Here is a 12,623-nt window from a genome sequence, read left to right as displayed (position 1 = left end):
GCGCTTGGTTTGTAATTTACCCTTAGGCGTAACGACGTAATCTCAAAGAGAACTCACGCAGACTTGTTAAGCCGCTGTCTTCGGCACGCTGACACCAAGCGTGCAACTGAGAAAGTAATTGCTCTTTGGTGGCATTAGAGCGGCCCCAGATAGCTTGAAGATCGCGGCGCATCTCAATCATCTTGCGTAGCTGAGCATTGCTAGCCATGAGCTCCTCAAGCTTTGCTTTTTCTTCCTCGGTCAAGCGGGACTCATCTTTAGCCAACCAGGTGCGAGCATCACCTAAATGGGATGCCAAGACCTGCATGTGCTGCACTTCATTACTAAAGAAGTTGCGCAGCGTTTTGCTATAACGCGCCATAATTTCGTAGCGGTTTGCAATGATGGCCTCTAAAGTGCTCTGATCAGCAGGGCGTAAGTCGCTTAGTACTGGCTTGGGTGGAGTCTTCTTTACAGTAGCCAAGCCAACTGCACTCATCATCTGGATATACATCCAACCAATATCAAACTCATACCATTTGTTTGACAGCTTCGCACTCGTTGCAAAGGTGTGATGATTATTGTGCAACTCTTCGCCACCAATCAAAATACCCCAAGGAACAATATTTCGGGAAGCATCTTCATTATCAAAATTACGATAGCCCCAATAGTGGCCGATACCGTTAATAATGCCGGCCGCAGTAATCGGAATCCAGAGCATTTGTACTGCCCAAACTGTTAAGCCAATCGCGCCAAACAAAAATACATCGATGATGAGCATGATGGCAACGCCCTGCCAAGAAAACTTAGAGTAGATGTTGTGCTCGATCCAGTCATCTGGAGTGCCGTGACCAAACTTATCTAAGGTCTCTTGATTAGCCGCTTCTTTTTTATAGAGCTCAGCGCCACGAGAGAGTACTGTATTAATACCCAAAACCTGTGGGCTATGAGGATCATCAACAGTTTCACATTTAGCGTGATGCTTGCGATGAATCGCCGCCCACTCTTTGGTAACCATGCCAGTTGTTAGCCAAAGCCAAAAACGGAAGAAGTGAGAAACAATGGGGTGCAGATCCAAAGCACGGTGGGCTTGGCAGCGGTGCAAGAAAATGGTCACCGCAGCAATCGTGATGTGAGTAGCGATTAAGGTGAAAACAACTATCTTCCACCATGACCAATCTAAATATCCATTAGCAAGCCAATGGAGGAACAAATCAAAACCTGATGCTGTATTCAAAAGGGAATCCCTAAAGAGGTCTAAAACTCTATTTTAGTTCTTTAGGAGTCTTCTTGTTTTTGACCTTAGTCTCTTTTTGGGCGTCTTTTTCTGATTCGGCAACTGGGGCAGCAGCTTTCTTCTGGAATACAGCACCAAAGAAGCCATCTGTTCCATGAATATGGGGCCATAACTGCCACCAAGGATTGTCCGAACTACAACCTATCGGTAATTTATCCTTAGGAAACAATGGTTTAAGAACTTCAGCTGCTGGAACAGCCTCAAATTGAGGATGTTTTGCCAGAAAATCTTCTGCAATGGCTTGATTCTCCTGGGGTAACAGGCTGCAGGTGGCATAAACCAAGCGTCCGCCTGGTTTTAACAAGCGCGCAGCCGAGGTCAAGATATTCATCTGCTTCTGATTGAGCTCCAAGACTCCAGCAGGGGTCTGGCGCCATTTCAAATCAGGATTGCGTCGCAAGGTACCCATACCACTACAAGGGGCATCTACTAGGACACGATCAATCTTGCCGGCCAAGCGTTTGATCTTGGCGTCATTCTCACTATCAATCCACACTGGATGCACATTAGAAAGGCCACTACGTGCCTGCCTTGGCTTCAAATTCGCTAAACGACGCTCTGATGTATCTAAAGCATACAAACGCCCTGTAGAGCGCATGATCGCTCCGATGGCCAAAGTCTTGCCGCCAGCTCCAGCGCAAAAGTCGACAACCATCTCACCACGTTTAGGTGCGAGCAAGTAAGCCAAAAGCTGACTACCTTCATCTTGAACTTCAAACATACCCGCTTTAAAACCAGCAGTATTTTGCAGAGCAGGTTTGCCCATAATGCGCACGCCATCAGGCGCATAAGGAGTTGGAATTGCTTGATAGCGACCACCCAATGCATTCATCTGCACAAGCAGTTCTTCGCGATTGGTTTTCATGGTGTTCGCACGTAAATCTAAAAGTGCTGGATGCATTAATGACTTAGCTAACTCTTCGCGAGCTTCTTCACCAGGATATTCTCCAAACGCATCCCACAACCACTCTGGCAAATTGTTGCGCACGAGAGGATTTAATGCCGCAGGATCAACCGTTGCAAAACGTTGCAGCCATTCATATTCACCGGGCTTAAGAACGTGCGCCAAGTCGGCGATAGCGCTCTCTGCACGATTAGCAGAACCTAATCCACCTTCAGACAGCGCGGACAGCAAACCCAATAGAGCTAAGCGTCTAGGCTGAGAGCCTTCGCCGCTCGAAGCAAATTGAGAGAACTCATTTTTACGACGCAAAATGGCGAACGCACTCTCAGCAATCAAAGCACGATCGCGATTTCCTAGTTGCTTTTCTTCCCTGAAATAACGGCTGACTACTCGGTCAGCTGGCTGTTCAAAACTCAGCAATTCGGGAAGCAAACGCTCCAGATGGATTGCATGCTGCGGTAATGCTTTTGCATTGGAAAAATTCTTTTGACCTTCTGGTGCAATTAAATTACCACTGGCATTACGACGCTCAGGACGACGCAATGGATCTTTCGATTTAGTCGCGTAACTTTTGTGTGGGGCTAGTCTGCTGCCAGATCTGCGGGGTGGACGTTCTGCACTCATAATTTAAAAAATTGCGACTCCGGGGGTTGTAACTTCACTTGATTACCTTCTATTCGCAATCGTCCATCGAGGAACCATTTTACGGCCCGCGGGTAAATTTGATGCTCGGCAGCCAAAACACGGGCTGCCAAGGTGTCTGCATCATCACTTTTCAGCACTGAAACTGAGGCCTGACAAATAATCGGACCCTCATCCACACCCTCATTCACAAAGTGCACGGTGGCACCATGCTCCTTCACACCAGCCTCCAGAGCCCGCTCGTGGGTATGTAAACCGGGGAAGGCGGGCAACAAGGCTGGATGGATATTGATCAAGCGACCCTCAAAATGGCGAATAAAGCCTGGAGTCAAAATTCTCATAAAGCCTGCAAGAACCACCAAATCAGCCCCTAAGGCATCAATCTGCGCAATTAAGGCAGCATCAAAGGATTCTCGGGTTGCATGCTCTTTATGCTCAATGGTAAAGGCCGGAATACCCTGCGAGCGAGCAAAATCAAGGCCCTTAGCCGCCGAGTGATTCGCTATAACCCCAGCAAAAGTGACTGGCCATTGCTCTTTTTGAGCCATTTTGACGATGGCCTCGAAATTAGATCCGCGGCCGGAGATTAAGGTGACGATAGAAGGCATGCCCACAATATAATTGATGGCTACCCTGAAAGCGATTTTGTGAACGTATTCCGTGGCCCCACCCAGTTTTCTGCAGGACCTGCTTGTGCCCTAACCATCGGTAATTTCGATGGCGTGCACAGGGGTCATCGCGCCCTGCTCAAGGAGTTGGTTGATGGCGCCAAGGATCAAGGTCTGGTCAGTTGCGTAATGACCTTTGAGCCACATCCAAAAGAATTCTTTTCACCAGAACAAGCCCCGCCCCGCATTCTGAATTTGCGCGACAAATTAGCCGCACTTGCCGAGCTTGGAATAGATCGTGTTGTTGTAGAGCACTTCCACTCTGCTTTTGCCAAACTGTCGCCCGAAGAATTTGTTTCAGAAATTATTGTTAAACGACTAAATGCAAAATGGATTTTGATCGGTGATGATTTTTGCTATGGCGCAAAACGTGTAGGTAACTTTGCCAGCCTGAAAGCTGCTGGTGAAAAATATGGCTTTGAAGTATCTAGCATCCAAACCATTCAAGAAAATGGTGAGCGCATTTCTAGTTCTGCACTTCGTACTGCACTAGCTTCTGGTGACATGCAGTTAGCTGAAAAATTATTAGGACGTCCTTACGGAATATCTGGGCACGTGCTTCATGGTCAGAAGCTAGGACGTCAACTTGGGTTCCCCACTTTGAATTTAGCAGTGGCTAATCATCTCCATCATCGCAAACCGGCAACGACTGGAATCTTTACTGCACAAGTTTTAGGCCTAACAGATAAACCCCTTCCCGCAGTAGCCAGCTTGGGTGTCAGACCAACAGTGGAAGATGAAGGCAGAGTATTGCTAGAAACCCACATCTTTGATTACAACGCGGATGTTTACGGAAAAATTATTACCGTAGAGCTATTAGAAAAAATCCGTGATGAGGCGAAGTACCAAGACCTTGAAACCCTTACACAGGCGATTGCAGCAGATGCAACGCATGCCAGAAATTATTTCCTGAAAAAAGCTTATGTCTGAAAAAGAAAATTCTTATCCCGTCAATCTACTAGACACTTCTTTCCCAATGCGAGGAGATCTAGCTAAGCGCGAACCACAATGGGTGGCTGGCTGGCAGAAAAACAAGCTCTACGAAAAGATTCGTACGGCCCATGCTAATCAACCAAAATTCATTCTGCATGATGGCCCTCCATATGCAAATGGCGATATTCATATCGGACACGCAGTAAACAAGATTTTGAAAGACATGATCATCAAATCACGCTGGCTCATGGGTTTTGACTCTGTTTATGTACCTGGCTGGGATTGCCATGGGATGCCAATTGAAATTCAGATTGAAAAAGAATTTGGTAAAAATTTACCGACTGCCGAAGTGCAATCTAAAGCACGCGCCTATGCTCATATTCAAGTTGAGAAACAAAAGAAAGATTTTGAACGCTTAGGCGTTTTAGGCGACTGGAATAACCCTTACCTCACCATGAACTTCCGCAATGAGGCTGATGAAATCCGCGCCCTTGGGAAGATTTGGGAAAAAGGATATGTCTTCCGTGGATTAAAACCAGTGAACTGGTGTTTTGATTGCGGCTCCGCGCTAGCTGAAGCGGAAGTGGAATACCAAGATAAAACTGACCCAACGGTGGACGTTGGCTTTGCCTTTGATGATGCACAGCGCCCACAGCTGGCAAAAGCATTTGGACTTGCCGAGCTACCAAATAAACCAGGTCAAATTGTCATCTGGACGACAACCCCTTGGACTATTCCTGCAAACCAAGCAATGAATGTCCACCCAGAACTTACTTACGCTTTAGTAGATGTTGGTGACAAGTTATTAATTCTGGCAAAGGACCGAGTTGAGATTTGCTTGCAAGACTATGGTCTAGAGGGCGAAGTGATTGCCACTTGCCAAGGCGCTCAATTGGCAAACATTTCTTTCTGGCATCCGCTAGCGCCATTACATGAAGGCTATAAACGACTCTCACCAATATATCCCGCAGAGTACGTTACGCTCGATACAGGTACCGGCATTGTTCACTCAGCACCTGCCTATGGTGAGGAAGACTTTAAATCCTGCAAAGCCAATAAGCTTGCCGATAAAGACATTCTCAATCCAGTGATGGGCAATGGAGTGTACGCATCATGGTTGCCACTCTTCGCCAATGAATACATCTGGAAAGCAAACCCAAAGATCGTTGAAGCAATGCGCGAAGCGGGTAGCTTGTTACGCGATAAAACTTACACTCACTCATACATGCATTGCTGGCGTCACAAGTCGCCGATTATTTATCGTGCTACCTCACAATGGTTTGCAAGCATGGATAAGAAACCATCCGATGGCAAAGCCAGTTTGCGCGAGACTGCTTTAGCAGGAATCGATAGCACTGAGTTCTTCCCAGCATGGGGCAAACAACGCTTAAGTAGCATGATTGCCAATCGCCCTGATTGGACCTTGTCACGTCAGCGCCAATGGGGCGTCCCAATGGCCTTCTTTGTCCACAAAGAAAGTGGTGAGCCACATCCACGAACCGTTGAACTGCTAGAAGAGATTGCCAAACGCGTCGAAAAAGAAGGCATTGAAGCCTGGCAAAAGCTCGAAGTTGCTGAACTGCTGGGCGAAGAAGCTGCGCAATACGAAAAGAACCGTGACACCTTAGATGTTTGGTTTGACTCTGGCACAACTCATTGGCATGTCATTCGTGGATCGCACCGTGATGAGTTATTAACTGCTGACGCAGAAACACCAAATGGTCGCTTAGCTGATTTATATCTCGAGGGTTCAGACCAACATCGCGGCTGGTTCCACTCCTCCTTGCTAACGGGCGCCATGCTCGATGGTAAGCCGCCATACAAAGCCCTTCTGACCCATGGCTTTACTGTCGACGGCCAAGGTCGCAAGATGAGTAAATCTGTAGGCAATGTGATTGCGCCTCAACAGGTGGCAGATAAATTGGGTGCTGAAATTATTCGCTTGTGGGTTGCCTCTACAGACTACTCTGGTGAAATGACGATCTCGGATGAGATTCTCAAACGCGTTACCGAAAGCTATCGTCGTATTCGTAATACTTTGCGCTTCTTGCTAGCCAACCTATCAGATTTTGATCCTAGCAAGCACACGATGCCTGCTGAGCAGTGGCTTGAGATTGATCGCTACGCAGTTGCTCTTGCCAATCAATTACAGAGCGATACTGAAGCTCATTACAAAGCATATGAATTCCAACCAGCAGTAGCTCGCATGCTGTCTTTCTGCTCCGAGGACTTGGGCGGCTTCTATTTGGATATTCTGAAGGACCGCCTCTACACGAGCGCACCCGACTCTCCTGACCGCCGCGCTGCTCAGAACGCCCTATTCCATATCACCCGAAACCTCTTAAAGTGGCTATCGCCATTCCTCTCCTTCACCGCAGAGGAAGCCTGGAAAGACTTCCCCCATGGCTCAGGCAGCAAGCCTGCAGAATCGATCTTTATGGAAGAGTTCGGCAAGTTCCCTAAGATTGCTCATGCTGAGGAATTGCTGGCCAAATGGAATCGTATTCGCGAAATTCGCTCCGAAGTGACTAAGGCAATTGAGCTTGAGCGCGAAGCAGGCAATGTAGGCTCATCGCTGCAAGCTGAACTCACGATTAAAGTTGGTGATGTTGATTTCGCCATCCTACATTCATTAGAAGATGATTTACGCTTTGTAACCATCACCTCTAGCGCCAATATTGAACTCAGTAATGAGGGGTTAGAAGTTTTGGTACGTGGCAGCCAATATAAAAAATGTGGTCGCTGCTGGCATCACACCAAGGATGTAGGAAGTAATGCCGACCATCCAGAATTATGTGGTCGCTGTATTAGCAACTTGTTTGGTGATGGTGATCACCGCCTCTTCGCTTAAGTAACAACCATATGAAAAGTCTTGCTCTCCCTCGTTATCTAGCAATGGCTGTCGTTGTACTATTGCTAGATCAACTTAGCAAGTGGTCGGCGCTTAGTAATTTGCAAATGGGCGTGCCTGAGCCAGTCCTGCCTTTTTTGAACTGGTTGCTTCTCTTTAATCCAGGTGCAGCATTTTCATTTCTGGCGCAAGGCTCTGGTTGGCAGCGCTGGTTCTTCACCATTCTTGGGCTAGCAGCATCCGTTTACATTATTTGGATGCTATATAAAAACCAAAGCGATAAGCTACTCTGCATAGCCTTGAGCCTCATTCTAGGTGGCGCACTGGGCAACGTCTTGGATCGCGTGATGTATGGTGCTGTAGTTGACTTCATTGACTTACATTACGGTATTTGGCATTGGCCTGCCTTTAATGTGGCCGATAGCGCCATCTGCATTGGTGCCGCCCTTATTATTTGGGGTGAATTACGCAAGTCATTTGGCAAATCCGCCCAATCCCATTAAGCTGGCGCCATGCAATCACTTATTAATAAGAAGATCGTTCTCGGAATCTCTGGTGGAATAGCGGCCTATAAAGCCCCTGAGCTTGCACGTCAACTCATGCAAGAAGGCGCATCCGTACAAGTAGTGATGACCGAAGCGGCACAGCAATTTGTAACGCCCGTGACCATGCAAGCCCTAACCGGCAACCCAGTTTATTTAAGTCAATGGGATAGCACCATTCCAAACAATATGGCGCACATTGAGTTATCACGTTCTGCAGATGCCATTCTGATTGCGCCAGCAAGTGCAGATCTCATGGCCAAGCTTTCTCTGGGCCTAGCTGATGATCTATTGACTACGCTTTGCCTCGCAAGAGATTGCCCTCTATTACTCACGCCGGCCATGAACAAGCAGATGTGGGAACATGCGGCTACCCAAAGAAGCGTTAAAAGACTTGCAGATGATGGCATTACCCTTCTTGGGCCTGCCAGCGGCTTCCAAGCTTGTGGCGAAGTAGGCATGGGTAGAATGCTCGAGCCTGCTGAAATCACCGAGCAAGTCACTGCCTTCTTTCAGAAAAAAGTATTGGCCGGTAAAAAAGTATTAATTACTGCAGGCCCCACATTTGAAGCAATTGATCCAGTGCGCGGCATTACCAATCACAGCTCGGGCAAGATGGGTTTTGCAATCGCAAGAGCTGCGGTTGAGGCTGGCGCCCAAGTCCATTTAATTGCTGGGCCTTGCGATCTCAATACTCCGCTTGAAGCTACCGGAAAAATTACCCGCACCAATGTCGTTAGCGCCAAAGAAATGCATGCAGCCACTCTGAACGCAGCTGACTGCGATATTTTCTTTGCAGTCGCCGCCGTCGCTGACTGGGGCATTGCTAAACCTGCCAAAGAAAAGATAAAACGCCAAGGTAACCAAGCACCTCATTTAGAGTTTTCAGCTAACCCAGACATTCTGCTTGATGTTGCTAAGGCAGTGAAAACTAAAGGTGGTAAGCCGCACCCCTATTGCGTAGGCTTTGCAGCAGAGTCAACCGATCTAGAAAAGCATGCCGATGAGAAACGCCAGCGCAAAGGTATCCCAATGATTGTAGGCAACATTGGTCCCGATACATTCGGCAGCGACCTCAATCAATTGCTTGTGATTGACACCAGCGGCAGCAAAAAAATTGCTAAAGCAGAAAAGCTTCAGCTTGCACGTCAACTCATTACGCTAGTTGCCAAGAAAATTTAAATCCCCGTTTTAGGAACATCATGCAATCTCTCCAAGTCAAAATTCTCGATGAACGTATGCGCGATCAGCTGCCAAGCTATGGCACCCCTGGCAGCGCTGGATTAGATCTGCGCGCCTGTATTGACGAAGCGATTGAAATTGCCCCTGGTCAAACGGTGCTCGTGCCTACTGGATTAGCAATCTATGTTGAAGATCCACGCTATGCTGCATTTATTCTGCCGCGCTCTGGCTTGGGCCATAAGCACGGTATCGTGCTCGGTAACTTAGTTGGCTTAATTGATTCAGACTATCAAGGTCAGCTCATGGTGAGCACCTGGAATCGCGGCTCCACTTCATTCAAACTCGAGCCGATGGAGCGTTTAGCTCAATTGGTTGTGATGCCTGTGCAACAAGTAGAGCTCAAGGTGGTTGAGGAGTTCACTGAAAGTAGTCGTGGCGCTGGTGGCTTTGGAAGTACTGGCAGAACCTAAATACACAATAATATTTAGCCATAGAAAAAGCCACCCGTAGGTGGCTTTTCTTTTGATTGCGAATGACTTACTTGCGGATATGCGCTTTGCGAGCAGCATCTTGTGACATGCCAGCACCAGCGCCTTCACGAGACTCTTTTTCAGCAGTAATTTCTTTACGACGCTCTTTGCAAGAACCAGAAATTTCCTGCAAAGCCTTACGAGCGCGCGCCGCAGAAGCTTTAATACCTTTGCCTTGAAACTTTTCATTCTCAGCCTTGTAGTTTTCAAAAGCTTCTAGTAATTTATCGTGATGAGACATATCTTCCTTTTTTGGGTTGTTTTTATTTAAAAATGTTTGTTAATTAAATTTCTTCAGCAGGCATCACATCAGCTTTAGCACGCTTACCTGGCAATACAGGAGCTTCGAAGTTCAATAGAACTTTGCCATCAGCATCAATGTCGACATCCACGTGACCACCTTGAGCTAACTTACCAAACAGAAGCTCATCAGCAAGCGCCTTACGGACAGTGTCTTGAATGATGCGCTGCATCGGACGAGCACCCATCAAAGGGTCGAAGCCATGTTTAGCTAAATGCGCACGCAAAGCAGGACTAAAGGTGGCATCCACTTTCTTCTCATGGAGTTGCTCCTCTAGCTGCATCAAGAACTTATCAACCACGCGCATGATGATCGACTCATCAAGAGCTTTGAAGGAAACAATGGCATCCAAGCGATTGCGGAACTCTGGCGTAAAGAACTTCTTGATATCGGCCATCTCATCGCCAGACTCACGCGCATTGGTAAAGCCAATGGTCGATTTCTGCATTGCCTCAGCACCAGCATTGGTAGTCATGATGATGATCACGTTACGGAAATCAGTCTTACGACCATTGTTATCCGTCAAAGTGCCATGATCCATCACCTGCAAGAGAATATTGAAAATATCCGGGTGGGCTTTTTCAATTTCATCAAGCAAGAGCACGCAATGCGGTTTCTTATTTACGGCCTCAGTGAGTAAACCGCCCTGATCAAATCCTACATAACCTGGAGGCGCACCAATCAAGCGACTCACTGCATGACGCTCCATGTACTCGGACATATCAAAACGGAGCAACTCAATACCCAAAATATAGGCGAGCTGTTTAGCAACTTCAGTCTTACCAACACCAGTTGGTCCGGAGAACAAGAATGAACCGATTGGACGATCGATCTTGCCGAGACCAGCACGAGTCATTTTGATAGCGCTAGCCAAGGCCTCGATCGCAGGATCTTGACCGAAGACCACGCTCTTAATGTCGCGATCCAGAGTTTGCAACTTACTACGGTCATCGACTGTGACTGATTGTGGCGGTATGCGCGCAATCTTTGCCACAATTTCTTCAATCTCTGGGCGACCAATAGTTTTCTTCTGCTTGGACTTGGGCAAAATACGTTGAGCGGCACCGGCTTCATCGATGACGTCAATCGCCTTATCTGGCAAATGACGATCATTGATATAGCGAGCAGAAAGTTCCGCAGCAGCGACTAAAGCGCCAGCCGCATACTTCACACTGTGATGCTCTTCAAAGCGAGACTTTAAGCCACGTAAGATTTGCACTGTTTGATCTACGGTTGGCTCCACAACATCCACCTTCTGGAAACGACGTGATAAAGCTGCATCCTTTTCAAAGATGCCACGGTATTCCGTAAAGGTGGTTGCGCCAATACATTTCAGTTGGCCGTTAGACAAAGCAGGCTTCAATAAATTGCTTGCATCCAATGTGCCACCAGAAGCTGCGCCCGCTCCAATCAGCGTATGAATCTCATCAATAAATAAAACGCCATGAGTGTGATCTTTGAGTGACTTGAGAACACTCTTCAAGCGTTGCTCAAAATCACCGCGGTATTTAGTGCCCGCTAAAAGAGCACCCATGTCTAAAGAGTAAACAGTAGCGTTAGCCAAAATATCTGGCACATCGCCCTTCACAATTCTCCAAGCTAAGCCCTCAGCAATCGCTGTCTTACCTACCCCAGCCTCGCCCACCAATAACGGATTATTTTTGCGACGACGGCAGAGCACTTGAATCACCCGCTCTACCTCGCTCTCGCGCCCAATTAATGGGTCAATCTTGCCTTGACGGGCCATCACATTAAGGTTCTGGGTGTATTGCTCAAGAGGACTTTCTTTACCAGAAGAGGCAGATTCTTCAGCCTCCTGCGAAGGCTCAACGGGCTTTACATGCTCGGACTGATCTTTACGCACACCATGACTGATGAAGTTCACGACATCTAAGCGTGTTACACCCTGCTGTTGCAAGAAATAAACCGCATGCGAATCTTTTTCACCGAAGATGGCGACCAGCACATTTGCGCCTGTCACTTCTTTCTTGCCATTTGATGTTGACTGCACATGCATGATGGCGCGCTGAATCACACGCTGAAATCCCAGCGTGGGCTGCGTATCAACCTCATCATTCCCTGGTACTACAGGTGTGTTGTCGTTAATAAAGTTTTTGAGTTGAGCGCGTAGCTCTGCGATATTGACTGCGCAAGCCTTTAAGACCTCTACCGCAGTAGCGTTGTCTAATAAGGCTGCGAGTAAATGCTCGACCGTAATGAACTCATGTCGCGATGCCCTTGCGTCAACAAACGCCATGTGCAAACTCACTTCTAATTCTTGGGCAATCATGCTTCCTCCATAGTGCACTGTAGTGGGTGACCCGCTTCACGGGAGAGTTCGATAACTTGATGCACTTTCGTAGCGGCAACATCGCGGGTAAATACTCCGCAAACACCCTTGCCAACTAAATGTACTTGCAACATGATGCGTGTAGCTGTTTCATGATCCTTATTAAAATACTCCTGAATCACCATCACCACAAATTCCATTGGCGTGTAATCGTCATTCATTAATAAAACTTTATACATCGAAGGCGCCTTAACTTGCTCGATTTGCTTTTCGAGCAGAAGGGTATCTTCAACGTACGGATTGCTGGGGTTGCCAGTGGTGGGATTTTTGGGAGCGCGACTCATGAGAAACATTCTAAACACAGATATCCAAACTTTAATTTACAGGGGTCATGTTGCGAAAAACACGCAAAAACCCCTCTTAAACCCATATTGGGGCATTTTTCGATAAAAAAAGGGGTAATTACTAGGGGGTAGGGGCATATAACTCCTTGACACCCCTCGA

General features: G+C 47.4%; 11 protein-coding genes. 5 read left to right on the top strand and 6 right to left on the bottom strand.

The genetic code is table 11. From position 1 onward, the window contains the following. Positions 1-22 precede the first annotated feature (22 nt). From VC159_RS02335 to purN, 3 genes are read right to left on the bottom strand one after another with little or no spacing between them, the layout of a single operon-like run. Positions 23-1,216, bottom strand: a complete 1,194-nt coding sequence (locus VC159_RS02335) for a fatty acid desaturase (RefSeq protein ID WP_323472594.1) — start codon at positions 1,214-1,216, stop codon at positions 23-25. Positions 1,217-1,244: 28 nt separating this feature from the next. Beyond that, positions 1,245-2,804 carry an RsmB/NOP family class I SAM-dependent RNA methyltransferase gene (locus tag VC159_RS02330; RefSeq protein WP_323472593.1) on the bottom strand — a complete coding sequence of 520 codons (1,560 nt, stop codon included), beginning with the start codon at positions 2,802-2,804 and terminating at the stop codon, positions 1,245-1,247. After that, positions 2,801-3,430 carry a phosphoribosylglycinamide formyltransferase gene (gene purN / locus VC159_RS02325; protein ID WP_323472592.1) on the bottom strand — a complete coding sequence of 210 codons (630 nt, stop codon included), beginning with the start codon at positions 3,428-3,430 and terminating at the stop codon, positions 2,801-2,803. The genes VC159_RS02330 and purN overlap by 4 nt, the downstream gene beginning before the upstream one ends. Before the next feature lie 39 nt (positions 3,431-3,469). Between purN and VC159_RS02320 the strand changes: the two genes are divergently transcribed. The 5 genes from VC159_RS02320 to dut are packed head-to-tail and all read left to right on the top strand — an operon-like array spanning position 3,470 to position 9,468. Further along, positions 3,470-4,420, top strand: a complete 951-nt coding sequence (locus VC159_RS02320; RefSeq protein WP_323472591.1) for a bifunctional riboflavin kinase/FAD synthetase — start codon at positions 3,470-3,472, stop codon at positions 4,418-4,420. Continuing rightward, entirely contained in the window at positions 4,413-7,274 is a 2,862-nt protein-coding gene (gene ileS, locus VC159_RS02315) for an isoleucine--tRNA ligase (RefSeq protein ID WP_323472590.1), read from the top strand. The genes VC159_RS02320 and ileS overlap by 8 nt, the downstream gene beginning before the upstream one ends. Before the next feature lie 11 nt (positions 7,275-7,285). After that, entirely contained in the window at positions 7,286-7,777 is a 492-nt protein-coding gene (gene lspA, locus VC159_RS02310) for a signal peptidase II (RefSeq protein ID WP_323472589.1), read from the top strand. Positions 7,778-7,786: 9 nt separating this feature from the next. Beyond that, a complete protein-coding gene (gene coaBC, locus VC159_RS02305; RefSeq protein WP_323472588.1) occupies positions 7,787-8,998 on the top strand; it encodes a bifunctional phosphopantothenoylcysteine decarboxylase/phosphopantothenate--cysteine ligase CoaBC in 1,212 nt (403 codons plus the stop codon). A 20-nt stretch (positions 8,999-9,018) separates the two neighbouring features. Further along, entirely contained in the window at positions 9,019-9,468 is a 450-nt protein-coding gene (gene dut, locus VC159_RS02300) for a dUTP diphosphatase (protein ID WP_323472587.1), read from the top strand. Positions 9,469-9,535: 67 nt separating this feature from the next. On the opposite strand, the gene VC159_RS02295 is transcribed toward dut, so the two are convergent. The 3 genes from VC159_RS02295 to clpS are packed head-to-tail and all read right to left on the bottom strand — an operon-like array spanning position 9,536 to position 12,472. After that, a complete protein-coding gene (locus VC159_RS02295) occupies positions 9,536-9,769 on the bottom strand; it encodes a hypothetical protein (protein WP_323472586.1) in 234 nt (77 codons plus the stop codon). 43 nt (positions 9,770-9,812) lie between these two features. Further along, complete coding sequence (gene clpA, locus VC159_RS02290) at positions 9,813-12,119, bottom strand: ATP-dependent Clp protease ATP-binding subunit ClpA (RefSeq protein WP_323472585.1); 2,307 nt, start codon at positions 12,117-12,119, stop codon at positions 9,813-9,815. Further along, positions 12,116-12,472, bottom strand: a complete 357-nt coding sequence (gene clpS / locus VC159_RS02285; RefSeq protein ID WP_072582834.1) for an ATP-dependent Clp protease adapter ClpS — start codon at positions 12,470-12,472, stop codon at positions 12,116-12,118. The genes clpA and clpS overlap by 4 nt, the downstream gene beginning before the upstream one ends. Between the last annotated feature and the right edge of the window lie 151 nt (positions 12,473-12,623).

Source organism: Polynucleobacter sp. JS-JIR-II-c23 (assembly GCF_035011225.1).
Taxonomy (GTDB): Bacteria; Pseudomonadota; Gammaproteobacteria; order Burkholderiales; family Burkholderiaceae; genus Polynucleobacter.
Note: the sequence above shows the minus strand (reverse complement) of the source record. Positions and strands in the feature narration are given on the sequence as shown.

What these genes read in the sequence shown, in the direction of transcription:
- VC159_RS02330 (WP_323472593.1), bottom strand. Translation starts at nt 2,804, where the DNA reads ATGAGTGCAGAACGTCCACCCCGCAGATCTGGCAGCAGACTAGCCCCA.
- purN (WP_323472592.1), bottom strand. Translation starts at nt 3,430, where the DNA reads ATGCCTTCTATCGTCACCTTAATCTCCGGCCGCGGATCTAATTTCGAG.
- ileS (WP_323472590.1), top strand. Translation starts at nt 4,413, where the DNA reads ATGTCTGAAAAAGAAAATTCTTATCCCGTCAATCTACTAGACACTTCT.
- lspA (WP_323472589.1), top strand. Translation starts at nt 7,286, where the DNA reads ATGAAAAGTCTTGCTCTCCCTCGTTATCTAGCAATGGCTGTCGTTGTA.
- coaBC (WP_323472588.1), top strand. Translation starts at nt 7,787, where the DNA reads ATGCAATCACTTATTAATAAGAAGATCGTTCTCGGAATCTCTGGTGGA.
- dut (WP_323472587.1), top strand. Translation starts at nt 9,019, where the DNA reads ATGCAATCTCTCCAAGTCAAAATTCTCGATGAACGTATGCGCGATCAG.
- VC159_RS02295 (WP_323472586.1), bottom strand. Translation starts at nt 9,769, where the DNA reads ATGTCTCATCACGATAAATTACTAGAAGCTTTTGAAAACTACAAGGCT.
- clpA (WP_323472585.1), bottom strand. Translation starts at nt 12,119, where the DNA reads ATGATTGCCCAAGAATTAGAAGTGAGTTTGCACATGGCGTTTGTTGAC.
- clpS (WP_072582834.1), bottom strand. Translation starts at nt 12,472, where the DNA reads ATGTTTCTCATGAGTCGCGCTCCCAAAAATCCCACCACTGGCAACCCC.